The organism is Pseudescherichia vulneris NBRC 102420, from assembly GCF_000759795.1.
Lineage (GTDB): Bacteria > Pseudomonadota > Gammaproteobacteria > Enterobacterales > Enterobacteriaceae > Pseudescherichia > Pseudescherichia vulneris.
Window position 1 is genome coordinate 83,099 of sequence record NZ_BBMZ01000007.1, and the last position, 19,161, is coordinate 102,259.

Genomic DNA, 19,161 nt, shown 5'->3' on the forward strand with positions numbered 1-19,161 from the left:
TAACGTGGTATAGCCACGCAGATTTGTTTTACGAACGGTAACTGAATGAAAATAATAGTGGGTTCGGTAACTTATATTAATTAATGAATAAATCGGCATTTTAAATTCACTTGGTGAATACATTTCATAAGTAATTAATTTTATTTGAGATAAATATATTTTTTCAAAAATAGCCAAGGCCAGTCGCTACGGGATGTGGAGGGGAGTGGCGCTATTATGTTGGGGTGTAATGGCATTTTTTCAGATTGCTAAGTTTTTATCAGGGGAATATTCTTTGCCGGAAATTATGTTTCCGCTCAGAGTTTTTAATTTTTTTGATGATGGAATGTATCTCCTTGATATAGAGCAGCAGCGGTCGGGTTGCTCCCCTACTAGTTTGTTATTAATGGTAACGCTATTAACGCCTGCCTTTGCAGGAATGTATTTAACTTTTTTTGATGGGTTTGTTTATGTTTAAGATGCTATCTGCTGAGTTTTTTGGCACATTTTGGCTGGTATTTGGTGGTTGCGGCAGCGCTGTATTAGCGGCAGCGTTTCCAGGTTTGGGAATTGGGTTTGTCGGCGTTGCGCTCGCTTTTGGCCTGACCGTGTTGACCATGGCCTATGCGGTAGGCCACATCTCTGGCGGGCACTTTAACCCGGCGGTGACGATAGGGTTATGGGCTGGCGGCAGATTTTCTGCACGTCATGTCATTCCCTATATCGTGGCACAGGTGATTGGCGGTATCGCTGGGGCAGCGGTGCTCTATCTCATTGCCAGCGGAAAAAGCGGCTTTGACGCGACGCTTAGCGGCTTTGCCTCCAACGGCTTTGGCGAACATTCACCGGGCGGCTTCAGTTTCGCCGCCTGCGCGTTAGCTGAAATTGTTCTGACCGCCTTCTTCCTGTTTGTCATTCACGGCGCGACGGATAAACGTGCGCCAGCTGGGTTTGCCCCGCTGGCGATTGGTTTAGCGCTGACGCTTATCCACCTTATCAGCATTCCGGTGACTAACACCTCCGTTAACCCTGCGCGCAGCACCGCCGTCGCGATCTTCCAGGGGACATGGGCCCTGCAACAGCTATGGGTGTTCTGGATCATGCCAATCGTGGGTGGCCTGCTGGGTGGGCTGATCTACCGCGCGCTGCTTGGCGAGACGGCAGCGCTGCGGGTAGAGCAGGTAGAGCACGTAGAGCAGGTAAAAAAGTAATTTTGAGCGCTGGCCGTACCGCTGCTGTTGGCGGTGCGGCTCGGTAATGACCGAATTTTATAAAATAGTGCGAGCAACGCCGTAACGCTCATTTTCAGTGGCGGTAGCTGCCGTCTATCGTTCTTTGAATCATGGTATACTCCCGCCCCTCTTTTTCTATTCCGCTTTGGGGCGTTTTTATATGCAACAGCCCGTTGTGTATGTAGGTGAATGGCTGGTTACACCTTCCGTTAACCAGATCAGCCGTCAGGGACGTCAGCTTACCCTTGAGCCGCGCTTAATCGATCTTCTGGTCTTCTTTGCTCGTCATCCGGGGCAGGTTCTGACTCGGGATGAATTGATTGATAACGTCTGGACACGCAGTGTCGTCACCGGCCACGTGGTGACCCAGAGTATTTCCGAGCTGCGTAAATCGCTAAAGGATGGCGATGCTAACGCCCCTGAGTATATCGTTACGGTTCCTAAACGCGGTTATAAGCTAACGGTACCGGTTATCTGGCGTAATGAAGGGGAAGACGAGACAGAGGTAGCTGTTCCATCAGCACCCGATGTACAGCCTACGGTCCTCGCCGAGCCCGTCGTTGAAAAACCTACGATCCGCAGCAGGCTAAATACGTTTATTGTTTGGGGACTGTTCCTGCTGGCGCTGGGCTCATGCGTAGCGCTGGTTGCGCTGGCAACGATTGATTCCCATCCACCGGTAACCAAAGCGCGCCTGCTGCTGAACCCCCGCGATATCGATATCCATTTAGTCGATAGCAGCGGCTGTACCAACCGCAGCTCACAGCACGCTTACGCGGTAGGACTGGGCAGCTTGATCACCACCACGTTGAACACCTTCTCAACCTTTATGGTTCATGACAAAACGAACTACAACATCAATGAACCCAGCAGCTCCGGTAAAACGCTGACCATTGAGTTTGTCAATCAGCGGCACTACCGCGCCCAGCAGTGTTTTATGTCAATTAAACTGGTGGATAACGCGGACGGTTCAACCATGTTGGATAAGCGCTATTTCGTGACCAGCGACAACCAGCTCTCGATTCAAAACGATCTCATGAACAGCCTGTCGGAAGCGCTGACCCAGCCGTGGCCGGAACGTTTGCAGACAATGCTTGCCCAGTATATGCCTGCACAGAGCACCTCTTTAGTCACCTTTTACCAAGCTCATCAGCTATTAATGAGAGGCGACGTTGACTCATTAGGTAAAGCCAGCGATCTTTTAGATGAGATATTGAAACAGTCTCCAGAGTTTATCTATGCGAAAGCGGAGAAAGCACTCGTCGATGTCTTACGCCACTCCCAGCAGCCGCTGAATGAAAAGCAGCTTGCCGTACTCAATAGTGAAATAACGCAGGTAAGCGATGCGCCGGGTATGCAAGAGATGGCTATTGTTTATCAAATTAAAACCGTCGATCTGCTTGGCAAAGGTAACGTTGATGAAGCCTATAAAGCCATCAATAAGTCTATCGATCTGGAAATGACATGGATGAGCTATGTGCTGTTGGGTAAGGTTTATGAAATGAAGGGACAGAATCGCCTGGCTGCAGACGCCTATATTACTGCCTTCAATTTACGTCCGGGTGATAACACGCTCTACTGGATTGAGAACAGCGTATTTCAAACGTCGGTGACTCGCGTGGTTCCCTATCTCGATAATTTTCTCTCACAAGAATAAATAACTTATTATAAGGTTAAATAAATGTTTAAATAATGGTTGGTTTTGTTATTTAAATGTCTGCTTATATCTTGGGTGAGAATTTACTTAATGCAATTTTACCTGTGTAACTTGCTGTAATTTAAAGATGTTTACCTTTCCCTGACCTTTGGATGTTATCCTGACATTTAACTCAGAAAGGTCAGGGTGTCAATTTTTTGCAGTTTGTTTTTATTTCACTTTATCCTTAGGACTTTGTTCGTTCAGATCCGTAACCTCGTTGGCAGTTGGTCGGATCAATAACGCGCTTCAACTCATGATCCGTACCTCCAAATAACTCTCAGGAGACAACGAAACATGAGTACTGCAAAAAAGATCGGGCTGTTTGCCTGTACCGGTGTAGTTGCCGGCAATATGATGGGTAGCGGTATTGCACTCTTACCTGCAAACCTTGCGAGCATCGGTGCTATTTCAATCTGGGGTTGGGTCATCTCTATTATTGGTGCCATGTCCCTGGCCTATGTTTATGCACGACTGGCCACCAAAAACCCACAGCAGGGTGGCCCTATTGCCTATGCAGGAGAGATATCGCCAGCCTTTGGTTTCCAGACCGGCGTCCTTTATTATCATGCAAACTGGATTGGTAACCTGGCTATCGGGATCACCGCCGTCTCTTATCTTTCTACGTTTTTCCCGGTATTAAATAACCCGGTTCCTGCCGGTATCGCCTGTATTGCCATTGTGTGGCTCTTTACCTTCGTCAATATGCTTGGCGGTACCTGGGTGAGCCGCCTGACGACTATCGGCCTGGTGCTGGTGCTTATTCCGGTCGTCATCACCGCAGTAGTAGGTTGGCACTGGTTTGATATGACTATTTATCAGGCCAACTGGAATACCTCCACCACCACAGACAGCCATGCGGTAATCAAAAGTATCCTGCTCTGCCTGTGGGCCTTTGTGGGCGTTGAATCCGCCGCGGTCAGTACCGGTATGGTGAAAAACCCGAAACGTACCGTTCCGCTGGCAACCATGCTGGGTACAGCGCTGGCCGGTATTGTCTATATCGCCGCGACGCAGGTTATCGCCGGTATGTATCCCGCAGCCGAGATGGCTTCCTCCGGTGCGCCATTTGCCGTCAGTGCTTCCACCATCCTTGGCGGCTGGGCAGCACCGATTGTCTCCGCATTTACCGCGTTTGCCTGCCTGACCTCGCTGGGCTCCTGGATGATGCTGGTCGGCCAGGCCGGTGTCCGTGCTGCTAACGATAACAACTTCCCGAAAGTGTATGGCGAAGTCGATAGCAACGGCATTCCGAAAAAAGGCCTGCTGCTGGCCGCAGTTAAAATGACCGTTCTGATGGTGTTGATCACCATGATGAACTCCGCCGGGGGTAAAGCATCCGACCTGTTTGGTGAGCTGACCGGTATCGCAGTACTGCTGACCATGCTGCCTTACTTCTACTCCTGTGTAGATCTGATCCGCTTCGAGGGCATCAACGTCCGTAACTTCGTGAGCCTGATCTGCTCCGTGCTGGGCTGTGGATTCTGCTTTATCGCCCTGATGGGGGCCAGCTCCTTTGAACTGGCCGGTACCTTCATCGTCAGCCTGATCATCCTGATGTTCTACGGTCGCAAAATGCACCAGCGCCAGCTTAACAACGACGCTGCCGAAAGAGAGACCGCTAGCGCGCTATAAACCTTAACCCTTTCCTGTAGCCCTTCCTTCACCTGTCACCTACGGCGGGAGGGGCTTGCTCTACCCGGAGATTAGATTATGAACGTTATTGCTATCATGAATCACATGGGCGTTTACTTCAAAGAAGAGCCTATCCGTGAACTCCATCGTGCACTTGAACGCCTCGATTTTCGCGTTGTTTACCCTAACGATCGCGACGATCTGCTGAAGCTGATTGAAAACAATGCCCGCCTGTGTGGTGTTATCTTCGACTGGGATAAATACAATCTCGAACTGTGCGAAGAGATCAGCAAAATGAACGAGTACATGCCGCTGTACGCGTTCGCTAATACCTATTCCACCCTGGATGTCAGCCTCAACGATCTGCGCATGCAGGTACGTTTCTTTGAGTATGCGCTGGGTGCCGCTGAAGACATCGCTCATAAAATTAAGCAGAACACCGATGAGTACATCGATGCTATCCTGCCGCCGTTAACCAAAGCGCTGTTCAAATATGTTCGTGAAGGCAAATACACCTTCTGTACCCCAGGCCACATGGGTGGCACGGCTTTCCAGAAAAGCCCGGTCGGCAGCCTCTTTTATGACTTCTTTGGCCCGAATACCATGAAATCGGACGTCTCGATTTCGGTTTCCGAGCTGGGTTCCCTGCTGGATCACAGCGGTCCGCATAAAGAAGCGGAAGAGTATATCGCGCGCGTATTTAATGCCGAGCGCAGCTATATGGTGACCAACGGGACCTCCACCGCCAATAAAATCGTCGGCATGTACTCCGCGCCAGCGGGCAGCACCGTACTGATTGACCGTAACTGCCACAAATCGCTGACGCATCTGATGATGATGAGCGACATTACGCCGATCTATTTCCGCCCGACCCGTAACGCCTACGGCATTCTCGGTGGGATCCCGCAGAGTGAATTCCAGCATGCCACTATCGCTAAGCGTGTCAAAGAGACCCGCAATGCCACCTGGCCGGTACACGCGGTAATTACCAACTCTACCTACGATGGTCTGCTCTATAACACGGACTACATCAAGAAAACCCTCGACGTGAAGTCAATCCACTTTGACTCTGCCTGGGTGCCTTATACCAACTTCTCACCTATCTATGCCGGTAAGTGTGGTATGAGCGGTGGCCGCGTGGAAGGGAAGGTGATCTATGAAACCCAGTCCACGCACAAGCTGTTGGCCGCTTTCTCCCAGGCATCAATGATCCACGTGAAGGGTGACGTTAACGAAGAGACCTTCAACGAAGCCTTTATGATGCACACCACCACCTCGCCGCACTACGGCATCGTGGCCTCCACCGAAACTGCGGCAGCGATGATGAAAGGCAATGCTGGTAAGCGCCTGATCGACGGCTCTATCCAGCGCGCCATCAAGTTCCGTAAAGAGATCAAACGCCTGAAAGGGGAGTCTGAAGGGTGGTTCTTTGATGTCTGGCAGCCGGAGCATATCGATGAACCCGAATGCTGGCCGCTGCGCTCTGACAGCAGCTGGCACGGTTTCAAAAACATCGATAACGAGCACATGTACCTTGATCCGATCAAGGTCACCATTCTGACGCCGGGGATGACCAAAGACGGCGCGATGGATGAGTTCGGGATCCCGGCCAGCATCGTGGCGAAGTACCTGGACGAGCGCGGCATCGTGGTTGAGAAAACCGGGCCTTACAACCTGCTGTTCCTGTTCAGCATCGGTATCGATAAAACCAAGGCGCTGAGCCTGCTGCGTGCTCTGACCGATTTCAAACGCGGCTTCGACCTGAACCTGCGGGTGAAAAATCTGCTGCCATCGCTGTACCGCGAGGATCCAGAGTTCTATGAAAACATGCGTGTTCAGGAGCTGGCGCAGAATATTCACAAGCTGGTTGAGAAGCACAACCTGCCGGATCTGATGTTCCGTGCATTTGAAGTCCTGCCGTCGATGGTAATGACTCCGTTTGCCGCATTCCAGAAAGAGCTGCACGGCCAGACTGAGGAAGTTTACCTCGAAGAGATGGTGGGCCGTGTCAATGCCAACATGATCCTCCCGTACCCGCCGGGTGTGCCGCTGGTGATGCCAGGTGAGATGATCACCGAAGAGAGCCGTCCGGTGCTGGAGTTTCTGCAAATGCTATGCGAAATCGGCGCGCACTATCCGGGCTTTGAAACCGATATTCACGGTGCCTATCGCCAGAAGGATGGTCGCTACACCGTTAAAGTGCTGAAAAACGATAAATAAACCATAAAGACGTCTACCCGGCCTGCGGGATCGTAGGCCGGGTAAGCGTAGCGCCACCCGGCAAATCTAGCTAGCCCAGGGAGACCCTATGAAAACACCCTCACAGCCGCGTGCGATTTACTACATCGTCGCGATCCAGATCTGGGAATACTTCAGCTTTTACGGCATGCGTGCCTTACTCATCCTCTACCTTACCCATCAGCTTGGCTTCGATGACAGGCATGCTATCAGCCTGTTCAGCGCCTACGCCTCTTTAGTTTACGTTACTCCTATTCTCGGTGGCTGGCTTGCCGACCGCCTGCTTGGCAACCGCACTGCGGTCATTGCTGGCGCGCTGTTAATGACCCTTGGACATGTCGTGCTGGGCCTGGGCTCTGACTCGACAAAAAGTCTCTATCTTGCGCTGGCCATTATTATCTGCGGCTACGGCCTGTTTAAATCCAACGTTAGCTGCCTGCTTGGCGAAATGTATACGCCAGAGGATACGCGCCGGGACGGTGGCTTTGCGTTGCTCTATGCAGCCGGCAACGTCGGCTCAATAGCCTCGCCGATAGCCTGTGGGCTGGTCGCACACTGGTACGGCTGGCATGCTGGTTTCGCGCTAGCGGGAATCGGCATGTTTATCGGTCTGGCGATCTTTTTAAGCGGCCACCGCTACTTTCGTCATGCTCGTCGGGTGAACAAACCTGCTCTCAGCGCGACGACGTTTATGCTTCCCGCCTGGGCATGGATGGTGCTGCTCCTGTGCGTGGCTCCGTTCTTCTTCTCTCTGCTGCTGAAAAATAACTGGGCTGGCTACCTGCTAGCGATCGTCTGCGTCATCGCCGCCCGCATTGTGGCGCGCATCATGGTGAAGTTTCCAGAGCACCGCCGTGCGCTGTGGCAGATTATCCTGTTGATGCTGACCGGCACGCTGTTCTGGGTATTGGCGCAGCAGGGCGGCAGCTCTATCAGCCTGTTCATCGATCGCTTTGTTAATCGTCACATTTTGCATGCAGAGGTTCCGACCGCGCTGTTCCAGTCGGTTAATGCCGTAGCCGTGATGGCTGCGGGTGTGGTGCTGGCATGGCTAGCGAGCCCCGGAGGCAGCGTCCATTCTGCGCTGCGTATGTGGCTGAAGTTTGCGTTTGGCCTCGGGCTGATGGCCGGTGGTTTTATGCTGCTGGCAATCAACGCTCACGGTGGACAGCAGGATGGGCAAGCCTCTATGGGCCTGATGATCACCGGTCTGGCAATGATGGGTTTTGCCGAGCTGTTTATCGACCCGGTAGCGATGGCGCAAATTACGCGTTTCAACATGCCCGGCGTGGCCGGGGTTCTGACCGGCATCTATATGCTGGCAACCGGCGCTGTTGCTAACTGGTTAGCGGGGGTGGTTGCACAGCAGACCGCCGAGCCGCAGACCGGTACCGCCGCGCTCGCAGCTTACCAACACTTTTTTTCGCAGATGGGACTGTGGACCTTCGGCTGCGTGGCGTTGATTGTCGCGCTGCTTGCCGGTGCAAGGTTGGTTTTCATGTCTCCGGCCCCCTGCGTACAGCATCCCAGTCGTGATTAACGCTATAAGGAGACAACATGTCCGAACAACTGGTGCAAGAAGCCGATGAGGCAATCGATCTTAACAGTGAACTAAAAACCCGCCGCGAGAAGCTGGCGCAGCTGCGTGAGCAGGGCGTTGCGTTCCCGAACGACTTCCGTCGTGACAGCACCTCCGATGCGCTGCACGCCGAGTTTGATGCGAAAGAGAACGAAGAGCTGGAAGCGCTGAACGTCGAAGTAAGCGTGGCCGGTCGTATGATGACCCGCCGTATCATGGGCAAGGCATCCTTCATCACCCTGCAGGACGTCGGGGGCCGCATTCAGCTCTACGTCTCCCGTGACGATCTGCCAGAAGGCATCTACAACGAGCAGTTCAAGAAGTGGGACCTCGGGGATATCCTCGGCGCGAAAGGTAAGCTGTTTAAAACCAAGACTGGCGAGCTCTCCATTCACTGCACCGAGCTGCGTCTGCTGACCAAAGCTCTGCGCCCGCTGCCGGACAAGTTCCACGGCCTGCAGGATCAGGAAGCCCGCTACCGTCAGCGTTATCTGGATCTCATCTCCAACGATGAGTCCCGCAAGACCTTTAAGGTGCGTTCACAGATTTTAGCGGGCATTCGCCAGTTCATGGTTAACCGCGACTTTATGGAAGTGGAAACCCCGATGATGCAGGCGATCCCGGGCGGTGCCTCCGCGCGTCCGTTCATTACCCATCATAACGCGCTGGACATGGACATGTACCTGCGTATCGCGCCAGAGCTGTACCTCAAGCGTCTGGTGGTGGGCGGCTTCGAACGTGTGTTCGAGATCAACCGTAACTTCCGTAACGAAGGCGTCTCCGTTCGCCATAACCCAGAGTTCACCATGCTAGAACTCTACATGGCGTACGCGGACTATAAAGATCTGATCGAGCTGACCGAGTCCCTGTTCCGCACCCTGGCGCAGGACATTCTGGGCACCACCGAGGTGCCTTACGGTGAGGAGACCTTCGATTTCGGCAAGCCGTTTGAGAAGCTGACCATGCGCGAGGCGATCAAGAAGTACCGTCCGGAAACCAATATGGCGGATCTGGACAACTTCGACGCGGCGAAGGCACTGGCTGAGTCGATCGGTATTCACGTTGAGAAGAGCTGGGGACTGGGCCGTATCGTCACTGAAATCTTTGATGAAGTGGCCGAAGCGCACCTGATCCAGCCAACCTTCATCACCGAGTACCCGGCAGAAGTGTCGCCGCTGGCGCGTCGTAATGATGAAAACCCGGAGATCACCGACCGCTTTGAGTTCTTTATCGGCGGACGTGAGATTGGCAACGGCTTCAGCGAGCTGAACGATGCGGAAGACCAGGCCCAGCGTTTCCAGGACCAGGTGGATGCGAAAGCTGCCGGTGACGATGAAGCGATGTTCTTTGACGAGGACTACGTGACCGCGCTGGAGCACGGCCTGCCGCCCACGGCGGGGCTGGGCATTGGCATCGACCGTATGGTGATGCTGTTCACCAACAGCCACACCATCCGCGATGTGATCCTCTTCCCGGCGATGCGTCCGGTTAAGTAATCTTTGTAAGAAAGCCGGATAGCGCTACGCTTATCCGGCTTTCTTTTGCTTACCACATCAAATCGTCAGGCACGACAAAATCGGCATACGGATCGTCTTCGTCCTTAGCCTGCTCGCTAAGCTCGCTACGCAATACAATGTAGCTCGCATCACGCTGGGCGATCTTGTCAGCAACGCTTGCGGGTATGATGGCATATTCGCTCTCAGCGCTGTTATCCGTAGCCAGACGGGCAATGGCGAGACGACCGCTGATAAGCTGCGCCTGTGTGGTTTTGTCCACGTAGATTTTTTTGATCAGGCTGCCGTCGGTGAAGTTATAGCCGATATCGCCTCGTGAAAGGGTGATGCGGTTCATTTCAATCAGCTGTTTAATCTGCGCCTTATACTCTTTGACCATGGCAGCTTGCTTCTGCTGCTCGCTGAGCTGCTTGTCACGCTCGATCTGGGCCTTTTTATTCTCTTCTACCGCCTCTCTGGCTTCACGTGCCTGAACCCGCGATTTCTTGGCGGTTCGCTGTACTTTCGCCACTTTTTTGCTGGTCACTAAGCCAGCTTTCAGCATCTGCTCTTGTAGGGTTAACTTTGTCATGTTTGTCGCTAAATCCAGTAAAGTCGTGCCGGGATTATAACCCTAACAGCAGAGGCGGAGCCAGATTGCAGGGAAGATCCTCTTACCCTATGGGTCGCAGGTATGCTTTTCAGACCATACAATACGCATGGTTAGCTGAATCGAGTCAATTTTATTTCTTTTATTTATAATCACTTATGTTATTAATTCCGCATGCTCAGTGTGGCTGTTAACAATTTGTTTAATAACAGCTTTAAATTGTTAGCCAATCCGTTAAAATAATCGCCTATTTGTTCAAATTAAGTTGATTGCAATAACACATGTCACATTTCAGAAAAGTAGTTCCCGCTTTTTCGCTTATCGCGATGCTTGTTGCCTCTAACGTTCATGCTGAAGACACTGCTGAGAAAACAGACGTACTGTTGATTGGCGGCGGTATCATGAGCGCCTCTCTGGGTACGCTGTTACAGGAACTGCAGCCTGACTGGAAACAGGTCATGGTTGAGAAGCTGGATGGCGTTGCGCTGGAATCCTCTAACGGCTGGAACAACGCCGGTACCGGTCACTCCGCCAACATGGAGCTGAACTACACGCCTGAGCGTGCAGACGGTTCGATTGACGTGACCAAAGCGCTGGAGATCAACGAAGCGTTCATGATCTCGCGCCAGTTCTGGTCATCTCAGGTGAAGCGCGGCGTGCTAAACGATCCGCACTCCTTCATCAACTCCACCCCGCACATGAGCTTTGTCTGGGGCGACAACGTTGACTATCTGACCAAGCGTTACGCGGCATTGCAGCAGACGACCCTGTTCCAGGGCATGCAGTTCTCTACCGACCAGCAGCAGATCAAAAAATGGGCGCCGCTGATCGTTGAGGGGCGCGATCCGAAACAGCGCGTTGCCGCTACCTGGACGCCGGTTGGTACCGACGTTAACTATGGCGAGATAACCCGTCAGCTGGTAGGCAGCCTGAAAAAGACCAGCAACTTCACGCTGGAAACCGGCTCAGAAGTGACTGATTTTGAACGTAACGGTGACAACTCCTGGCACGTAACTATTACCGACGTGAAGAGCGGTAAAGAGCGTGCGGTTGACGCGAAGTATGTCTTTATCGGTGCTGGCGGCGGCGCGCTGAAGCTGCTGCAAAAAACCGGTATCCCGGAAGCGGATAACTACGCAGGCTTCCCGGTGGGCGGTTCGTTCCTTGTGACCGAGAACCCGGAAATCACCCGTCAGCACACCGAGAAAGTCTACGGTCAGGCTTCGGTGGGTGCGCCACCGATGTCGGTTCCGCACCTGGATGCCCGTTTCCTTGATGGCAAACGCGTGGTGTTGTTTGGGCCGTTCGCGACCTTCTCTACCAAGTTCCTGAAACAGGGTTCGTTCTTTGACCTGCTGAGCACCACGACCACCAAGAACGTGATCCCGATGACCGATGTCGGTCTGGATAACTTCGATCTGGTGAAATACCTGATTGGTCAGGTGATGCTGAGTGAAGATGACCGCTTCGAAGCGCTGAAAGAGTACTATCCGTCGGCGCGTAAAGAAGACTGGAAACTGATCCAGGCAGGCCAGCGCGTGCAGATCATCAAGAAAGATGCAGATAAAGGCGGCGTGCTGAAACTCGGTACCGAAATCGTTACCGATCAGCAGAAAACCCTGGCGGCGCTGCTCGGCGCATCGCCTGGCGCATCCACCGCAGCGCCTATCTCTATCAACGTGATCAAGCAGCTCTTCCCGGCACAGTTTGCTTCGGCGCAGTGGCAGGAAAAACTGCACGCCATCGTACCGACCTACGGCCAGAAGCTGAACGGCAACGTCGCGCTTACCCAGCAGGTTTGGGATGAAACCGCCTCTACGCTGAATCTGACCAAACCGCCGGTCATTCAGATGAAAGACGCGGCACAGTCCATGCCGCAGGCAAAACCGGCTGAAGCCGCATCTGCTCAGCACGACATGGCACTGTAAGCGTTAAGCGCTTATGTAAGCCCCCGCCGCTATGCGCCGGGGGCTTTTTTGTGGATTTTTCTGCTGCGACATGTAGCGTCAGGGATTATGATAGGGCCAGTGACAGTGGGTGGCATTCTCTATGGTGTCTGGTATAGGGTTCAGCAGTGATTACACAAGAGAAAGCAATACAGATAGCCAAGGATTATGCCGAACAAAACGGGCGCGTTTGGGATGAGCGATATTCTAAAACTAGCGCTAGGACCATTGATGGCGAGCCTGTCTGGATGATTTCTACCTCTGATAGTGAATACTCTGACGAACTCCCTTGGATGATGAAGCATATGCCCAATCCTGCGTATTATTACATTAGTATGGTAGAGGCAAGGTGTATTGCAGTTGGGAGCCGTGAAGGAGAGTATCTGCATTTAAGAAATGATTAACAATGGCCTTTGTCAGCCTTCGTAATTTATTCAACCTCCCATAATACATTTGTTTCGATTAATGTTTCAGGCTGAAGGAAAGCAAGGACGATACAGAGGCGATGATAAGTTCGCTGATATCCCACATCTTTATCATAAAATTGTTACCGGAAGAGGATGAGCAATGAAAAAATTTCTGTTCATGTGTTCGCTCATCCTTCTTGCCGGGTGCGCAGGACCAGGGGATCGTTTGCCTGATGTCCAGAATGCAAATGTTGACCTCCATGGAACACAACCGTGTATAGCTTCTGTCTTTGCTCCTGGCGATCGCATATCCTCCATTCAGATTGGTAGCACATCTGGGGATAATGAGAGTTTTCATAAATATTTCACTGATGACCTATTGATTCCAGTCAGTGGTAAGTGTTTGCCTTTATTTGATTATCGGTTTTCACCAGGAAAACAATACGTTGTTTACTACAGTATAGATAATCCTAATAACAAACGAGAAAGGATAATCCAGGCCAGTTTCTCTATAAGTAACGAGCTGAAAAATAGGTCTTAAAAAAGGTGGATTTAAGGGCTTTGTGTATTATATACATTTAAGATTATTTGTTTATTTTGATGAATTTTATTCACTTTTATAAAGTATAGTCTTCTCATTACCCGACTGAAGGTAAGTTTTACCATCTACATTTATGAAAGTTTTCCCATTAAGGTTTCCTCTCACAATAATTGCTATGCTGTTATATACACAACTTTTATGCTCGCCATTCGTATCATCAAAGCAGGTATAGTCATCGATTGAGCCATCTCTCGTTCCTTTTGGCAATGCTTCATAACCATCGAAATTCATGACGATAACTGTGAAATTATCAGGGGTATTAAAAATGTGATATTTTTTCTGAAGCGACTCTTTGTTTTTCAACCACCAGTTTACTTTTCCTTCTGTAGTCATTGGTAAGTGTTTAACAAAAACAGCACCATTATCTACTCTGACTATTTTTGTTGGTCTTACAGCAATCCATATGCAGCACACAATTATAAAAAAAATTAAAATCGTCCCAATCTTTTTGTAATTAAACATTGCTTTCTCCTGTCAATGTTACAGTAGCTTCAAAATTCGTGAAAAACGGTTTTTGAGCAAAATGCTTTGCCCGTTGTAGGACAAACCAGATCCTGAAAAACGCGATAGAATTGAATTTAGTTTTCAATATATCCTCTTTGTCCAAGCCAAAATGATCTTGTGCTCTGTATTTGATAATTGCAGTATATTTATTGCCTTGAAAAGTTAGGCTTTCAATAGATATTTCTGTACTGTTTATGTCGTGAACGGCGATGCCCATACCATTGACCCAATCTTTCCATCTTGTGTATTTAGGTAAATGGCTTTTAGATAACACATTTGAAAACTGTTCTTTAGTTAATTTATTCTTGTTAAAATCAAATTGCTCGATAGTATTTTTAATAATGGATAGGGTGCTATCAACAGAGCGATCAGCTAAAATAAGGTTTTTATAAGCATTGTTCATTGTTGGATGTTGATAATCTCTTCCATTATTCCGTTGCATATGATTGAAAAGATCTATTATCAAGCCTTGGTATGGACCTCGAAAAGAAAAAACATACGATTGAGATCGTAATTCATCATATAACATCGCAATAGCTCTTTCTCTACTAACCGGAGGGATCGAGCTTGTAAAAGGATGCTTATAGGAGGGACCAAAAGTTGTCCAGTCAATGAAGGTTGATACTTGCCCGAGATGGTAATACGTTTTTAACGTATTAACATCAATGTCGCCACTTTGCATATCATCGACATTTCTGTCATTGAATCTTTTCTTCGTGGTGAAAATGATCAACTTCTTATCGATACCCTTCATTCAAAATCAATCCTTTTCAGTCAGATAAGTAACTACTATACATTTTTACTTAACATCAGAAATTAAGATTATTCTTAACATTTTGCTGGCTTAGAGTACCAGACAAGCCGGCCTCTTTCTGCTCTCGGCGTTCGTCTACAGGGCAAATACCTTGAGCCAGCTTTGCGCCAGCCTTAGCAGCCTTACTTGGTGCCTAAGACAAGATTATTAACGGATATGAGCCTAACGAGAGACGGTGCAATTTACTCTCGCGACGATAGCGGAAACGCCAGAGTTTTGACCCGTTAGGCTTGATTATTATGAATAAGCCAGCACCATAGGTAAGGATATACTCCGCCTCATCGGGTGTTGCGCTTTTAATAAGTCCATAAGTATCTCTCCCGAAGTTCTAACAGGATGAGAGTAATGAAAAGAGATACTTTTAATCGTGGCTTAGAGTGCTATTCGCTGGAAAACATTAGATATGAGAAACGCTACAAAGCCTTGTGTGGCAAGGGTTTGCTGGGATTTCTTAGAGGTAGGAAAAAGTGTTCAAAGTGTCCCCTGCAGGAATCGAACCTGCAACTAGCCCTTAGGAGGGGCTCGTTATATCCATTTAACTAAGGGGACGAGGCGGCACGAGTATAACGCTATTTGTTCATCGCGTTAAGCTCAGGGCCGCCCGACTGCTTAAAGTGTCACCATTTACGCCTTATTCATCTTCTTTTTGGCGTCTTCCGCCTCGGCTTTCATATCTGCCTTGCGCTTGTTGCTCATATCATTGCGGATCTGCGCATGGCTGAGCAGGGCGAAGATAAAGGTGCCGCCGCAGATGTTGCCCGCCAGGGTTGGTATGGCGAAAGGCCAGAGGAAGTCGGTCCAGGGGATGGTGCCGTTGAAGACCAGGTAGAAGATCTCCACCGCGCCCACCACGATATGGGTGGTGTCCGCCAGCGCAATGACCCAGGTCATCAGGATAATTACCACGATCTTCGCCGAACCGGCCGCCGGGAACATCCACACCATGGTGGCGACCAGCCAGCCGGAGATAATCGCATTGGCAAACATCTCGGCAGGGGTGTTTTTCATCACCTCCATACCGATTTCAACAAAGGCGTCCCGCGTGGCCTCGTCAAAGATCGGCATATACTCAAACGCCCAGGCGGCAATGGCCGTGCCGATCAGGTTGCCAAGCAGCACCAGGCTCCACAGGCGCAGCAGCAGGCCGCCGTTTTTCCGGGTCGGATTCTGCATCACCGGCAGCACGGCGGTCACGGTATTCTCCGTAAACAGCTGCTGGCGGGCCATAATGACGATAATAAAGCCGAAGGTGTAGCCGAAGCTCTCCAGAACATAGCTGCCGGGAATGCCGTCCAGCTTAACGTGAAAGATCCCCTTTACCAGCAGCGATGCGCCCATCGACAGCCCGGCGGCGATAGCAGACCACAGCAGGGCCATGGCATCGCGCTCCATCTCTTTCTCGCCATCCTGACGAATGTGTTCATGGATCGCCATCGCACGTGAGGGGAGCTCCTCTTCATCTACCTCTATCTCCTCGCCGCGCTTGTTCTCCTCGCTCTCTACCTCAATCTCTTCTTCCGAAAGCGCCTCAGATTCCTTGCTGATCTTATCTTCTTTTAATTCGTCCACGATGGGTCACCTTTCTGTTACTCACTTTAATGCTATAAGCGTAGCGGTATCCGCTAATTTTGCTGGGAAGCGCACCTATCGCAACGGCGCTTTTTACGGGCAAGTTTAAAATGGATAGCGAAACAGAGAATAAAGTTAAAGACAGGCTATGCTGAAATCATACCGACGCGCTATTCCATGCGCATGGACATCTTAAAACGTGCTGATACAATCGCTTGCGTATTCAACGGCGTTCGCCGGGGCGCGGTGCAGTTGTGCCGTCACGGGTGGCATTCAGTCATCGCCAAATTTTACAGGGAGACATCTATGAAATTTCGCCTGACGGCGCTCGCGCTGGGCACGACGCTACTGGTGGGCTGCGCCAGCTCTGATTCCGGTGAGCCTCAGGGACGTTCGGATCCGCTGGAAGGGTTCAACCGCACCATGTACAACTTCAACTTTAACGTGGTGGATCCCTATGTTCTGCGTCCGGTCGCGGTCGCCTGGCGCGATTACGTGCCGCAGCCCGCGCGAAACGGCCTGAGCAATTTCACCAGCAACCTTGAAGAGCCCGCCATCATGGTGAACTCCTTCCTGCAGGGCGATCCCTACCAGGGGATGAAGCACTTCACCCGCTTCTTCCTGAACACTATTTTAGGCATGGGTGGTTTTATCGACGTGGCGGGTATGGCGAACAAAGATCTGCAGCGCACCGTGCCACGCCGTTTCGGCAGTACGCTGGGCCACTATGGCGTCGGCTACGGCCCTTATGTGCAGCTGCCTTTCTACGGCAGCTTCACGCTGCGTGAAGACGGGGGCGATGCAGCAGATACGCTCTATCCGGTGCTCTCCTGGCTGACATGGCCGCTCTCGGTAGGCAAGTGGGCAGTAGAGGGCGTTGAGACACGTGCGCAGCTGCTGGATTCCGACGGCCTGCTGCGCCAGTCCTCTGACCCTTATATTCTGGTGCGCGAGGCGTACTTCCAGCAGCATGACTTTATTGCTAACGGCGGACAGCTGAAGCCGGAAGAGAACCCGAACGCGCAGGCGATTCAGGGCGATCTGCAGGATATCGACGCCGAATAACCCGGCGCGAGGCAATAAAAAAGGTGAACCGAAGTTCACCTTTTTTTATACGCGTTTCTGATTAGAACGCGTAGTTGAAGTTTGCGCCGTAGAGCCAGGCCTTGCCTTCAGACTCGAAGTTATACGGGCCTTCGGTGAACTTCACCTTCTGACCGTGCATATAGGAGACGCCGACGTCCACGGAGGCATCCTGATTGAAGGCGTAGGTGGTACCTGCGCTCAGCCAGAGACGATCCTGGTCCGGAATAGAGATAGAGCGTTTGTCAGCCGGGATCGGGCTGTCATCGTAGGCAATACCGCTGCGGAAGGTCCAGTTGTCGTCCATATAGTAGGTGGTACCCAGCGCCAGACGGTAGGAGTCGCGGAAGCCCTCATCTTTATAGAACAGCGTGCCGCCGTCGCTGTTCTTCGCTTTCAGCTCCTGGAACTGGCTCCAGCTGGTGTAGGCCAGGCTGTAGTGCACGGCCCATTTCGGTGCCACGCGGTTATAGCCTGAAATCTCCCACATCTCTGGCAGGTTCAGGTTGAGCGCGCCGTCGATGGTGTTGCCACCGGTGCCAGAAGGCAGGCCGCGCGGCCCCAGGAAGCTGTTGAATGCCGGGTTCAGGCTGCTGCGGTAGTCGCCGTCAAAGTCGATTTTGATCTCAGAGCGGTAGGTCAGGCCGTAGCGGTTATCTTTATCCAGTTCGTAAAGAATACCGGCGTTCCAGCCGAAGCCCCACTCATCACCCTTCAGGTAGGCAATCTGCGTATCGCTGGTCAGGCTGTTGGCATAGCCAGCAATCGAGCGCAGCGCTGCGCCCTGCGGGGTAGCGGAAGTAAAGCCAGGGGTGCGGCTCAGCTGGCCCGCGGTGAGCTGGCCGAGGTCACCCGCGTAGCGCTCCAGCTTCGCTTTAGCGTATACCGCGTCAAAACCTACGCCGAAGCTCCAGTGGTTATCCAGACGATAGGCACCGCTGAGGTTCAGGTTGATGGTCTCCAGCTCGGTTTTACCTCCCATCGATCCTGCGGCGTAGCTGTCGTTAAAGTCAGTCGCCAGACCGTAGTTAGAGGTCAGGGACGCGCCCCAGCCAAACTGGTCATTAATCGGTGCAACGAAGTGCAGGTTAGGCACCCACGCCGTCGGGGCGATGTTATCCGCGTCCAGGCTACGACCAGACGGAGAGACGCCGGAGACGTCCACGTCCGGATCAACAAAAATGGCACCGCCGGAGAAAGTAGGGCGGTCAAACATCGTAATCAGGGCGGGGTTACGGCTAACGTTGCCTGCGTCATCAGCGATAGCGCCTTCACCAGAGTAGGCACGGCCAAGGCCAGAGGAGGAGAACTCATTAAGTTGGAAGCCTGCTGACCAGGCTTGTGTTGAGACAATTGCCACTGCAACTGCGAGTGCAGACTTGGTAAACAGGGTTTTCTGGCTCATGACCATAACCTCATAATTTATTTTTATACAATAAATGTTACATGCCGTAACAGGAGCGCGGAGTGTAGGGTCTGAGTTACGACAGACAAATCAGACCAGTCGCGAGAGTATAGGTCTGACCAGCCCGAATGTTGCAAGTATGTTTATAAGTATTTTCAAATGTGATCACGGAAACGCGATCTGGCTGGCAAAAACGGGACGGTCATCAATGAGGGAAAAGGGTGATTATTGCGCCAGATCATTTTTAAGTGTGATATCGGTCACTTACCCACTTTTGGAGCGCTAACAACTGGAGACCGTTACCGTCAGCGCGTAAAATACCCTCACTATTTATCGGGCACGCTATGTGCGAATGAGAGAGGACTTTCAA

The 19,161-nt window shown here is 51.4% G+C and carries 17 protein-coding genes and 1 tRNA gene; 11 read left to right on the top strand and 7 right to left on the bottom strand.

Annotated elements, in window-relative coordinates:
- Positions 1 to 205: 205 nt before the first annotated feature.
- From EV102420_RS22245 to lysS, 7 genes are all read left to right on the top strand, one after another.
- Entirely contained in the window at positions 206 to 457 is a 252-nt protein-coding gene (locus EV102420_RS22245) for a hypothetical protein (protein ID WP_131405993.1), read from the top strand.
- Positions 450 to 1,190 (top strand): aquaporin Z, encoded by a 741-nt coding sequence (gene aqpZ, locus EV102420_RS04465; protein ID WP_042389932.1) that lies wholly within the window; start codon positions 450 to 452, stop codon positions 1,188 to 1,190. The genes EV102420_RS22245 and aqpZ overlap by 8 nt, the downstream gene beginning before the upstream one ends.
- A gap of 181 nt (positions 1,191 to 1,371) precedes the next feature.
- A complete protein-coding gene (cadC, locus tag EV102420_RS04470; protein WP_042389474.1) occupies positions 1,372 to 2,868 on the top strand; it encodes a lysine decarboxylation/transport transcriptional activator CadC in 1,497 nt (498 codons plus the stop codon).
- 336 nt (positions 2,869 to 3,204) lie between these two features.
- On the top strand, positions 3,205 to 4,542 hold the full coding sequence (cadB, locus tag EV102420_RS04475; RefSeq protein ID WP_042389475.1) for a cadaverine/lysine antiporter: 1,338 nt from the start codon (positions 3,205 to 3,207) through the stop codon (positions 4,540 to 4,542).
- A 78-nt stretch (positions 4,543 to 4,620) separates the two neighbouring features.
- Positions 4,621 to 6,762: a lysine decarboxylase CadA gene (gene cadA / locus EV102420_RS04480; RefSeq protein WP_042389477.1), complete on the top strand. Its 2,142-nt coding sequence runs from the start codon at positions 4,621 to 4,623 to the stop codon at positions 6,760 to 6,762.
- Positions 6,763 to 6,850: 88 nt separating this feature from the next.
- Complete coding sequence (locus EV102420_RS04485; RefSeq protein ID WP_042389478.1) at positions 6,851 to 8,320, top strand: POT-type proton-dependent oligopeptide transporter; 1,470 nt, start codon at positions 6,851 to 6,853, stop codon at positions 8,318 to 8,320.
- Between the two features lie 17 nt (positions 8,321 to 8,337).
- Positions 8,338 to 9,855 carry a lysine--tRNA ligase gene (lysS, locus tag EV102420_RS04490; protein WP_042389480.1) on the top strand — a complete coding sequence of 506 codons (1,518 nt, stop codon included), beginning with the start codon at positions 8,338 to 8,340 and terminating at the stop codon, positions 9,853 to 9,855.
- Between the two features lie 49 nt (positions 9,856 to 9,904).
- Here the strand turns inward: lysS and EV102420_RS04495 are convergent, their stop codons facing one another.
- Positions 9,905 to 10,444 (bottom strand): DUF2058 domain-containing protein, encoded by a 540-nt coding sequence (locus EV102420_RS04495; RefSeq protein ID WP_042389482.1) that lies wholly within the window; start codon positions 10,442 to 10,444, stop codon positions 9,905 to 9,907.
- 299 nt (positions 10,445 to 10,743) lie between these two features.
- Here EV102420_RS04495 and mqo point away from each other — a divergent pair, with 299 nt between their 5' ends.
- The 3 genes from mqo (at position 10,744) to EV102420_RS21095 (ending at position 13,356) form a co-directional block, all read left to right on the top strand.
- Positions 10,744 to 12,390, top strand: coding sequence for a malate dehydrogenase (quinone) (gene mqo / locus EV102420_RS04500; protein WP_042389484.1), 1,647 nt, complete (start codon positions 10,744 to 10,746; stop codon positions 12,388 to 12,390).
- Between the two features lie 146 nt (positions 12,391 to 12,536).
- Entirely contained in the window at positions 12,537 to 12,812 is a 276-nt protein-coding gene (locus EV102420_RS22250) for a hypothetical protein (protein ID WP_115084691.1), read from the top strand.
- Positions 12,813 to 12,975: 163 nt separating this feature from the next.
- Positions 12,976 to 13,356, top strand: coding sequence for a putative T6SS immunity periplasmic lipoprotein (locus tag EV102420_RS21095; protein WP_072015187.1), 381 nt, complete (start codon positions 12,976 to 12,978; stop codon positions 13,354 to 13,356).
- A gap of 66 nt (positions 13,357 to 13,422) precedes the next feature.
- On the opposite strand, the gene EV102420_RS04510 is transcribed toward EV102420_RS21095, so the two are convergent.
- From EV102420_RS04510 to EV102420_RS04525, 5 genes are all read right to left on the bottom strand, one after another.
- Positions 13,423 to 13,878, bottom strand: a complete 456-nt coding sequence (locus EV102420_RS04510) for a DUF943 family protein (RefSeq protein WP_042389486.1) — start codon at positions 13,876 to 13,878, stop codon at positions 13,423 to 13,425.
- A complete protein-coding gene (locus EV102420_RS04515; protein ID WP_042389489.1) occupies positions 13,871 to 14,674 on the bottom strand; it encodes a DUF3289 family protein in 804 nt (267 codons plus the stop codon). Before EV102420_RS04515 ends, EV102420_RS04510 begins: the two co-directional genes overlap by 8 nt.
- Positions 14,675 to 14,867: 193 nt before the next feature.
- Positions 14,868 to 15,035 (bottom strand): Arm DNA-binding domain-containing protein, encoded by a 168-nt coding sequence (locus tag EV102420_RS22835; RefSeq protein WP_115084768.1) that lies wholly within the window; start codon positions 15,033 to 15,035, stop codon positions 14,868 to 14,870.
- Positions 15,036 to 15,211: 176 nt separating this feature from the next.
- Positions 15,212 to 15,283: transfer RNA gene (locus EV102420_RS04520), tRNA-Arg, on the bottom strand.
- A 75-nt stretch (positions 15,284 to 15,358) separates the two neighbouring features.
- Positions 15,359 to 16,303 carry a formate/nitrite transporter family protein gene (locus EV102420_RS04525; RefSeq protein WP_042389491.1) on the bottom strand — a complete coding sequence of 315 codons (945 nt, stop codon included), beginning with the start codon at positions 16,301 to 16,303 and terminating at the stop codon, positions 15,359 to 15,361.
- A gap of 306 nt (positions 16,304 to 16,609) precedes the next feature.
- On the opposite strand from EV102420_RS04525, the gene mlaA reads away from it, so the two are divergent.
- Positions 16,610 to 17,368, top strand: coding sequence for a phospholipid-binding lipoprotein MlaA (mlaA, locus tag EV102420_RS04530; RefSeq protein ID WP_042389492.1), 759 nt, complete (start codon positions 16,610 to 16,612; stop codon positions 17,366 to 17,368).
- A 61-nt stretch (positions 17,369 to 17,429) separates the two neighbouring features.
- Here mlaA and fadL read toward each other — a convergent pair whose 3' ends face one another.
- Positions 17,430 to 18,797, bottom strand: a complete 1,368-nt coding sequence (gene fadL, locus EV102420_RS04535; RefSeq protein ID WP_072015188.1) for a long-chain fatty acid transporter FadL — start codon at positions 18,795 to 18,797, stop codon at positions 17,430 to 17,432.
- Positions 18,798 to 19,161: the final 364 nt, after the last annotated feature.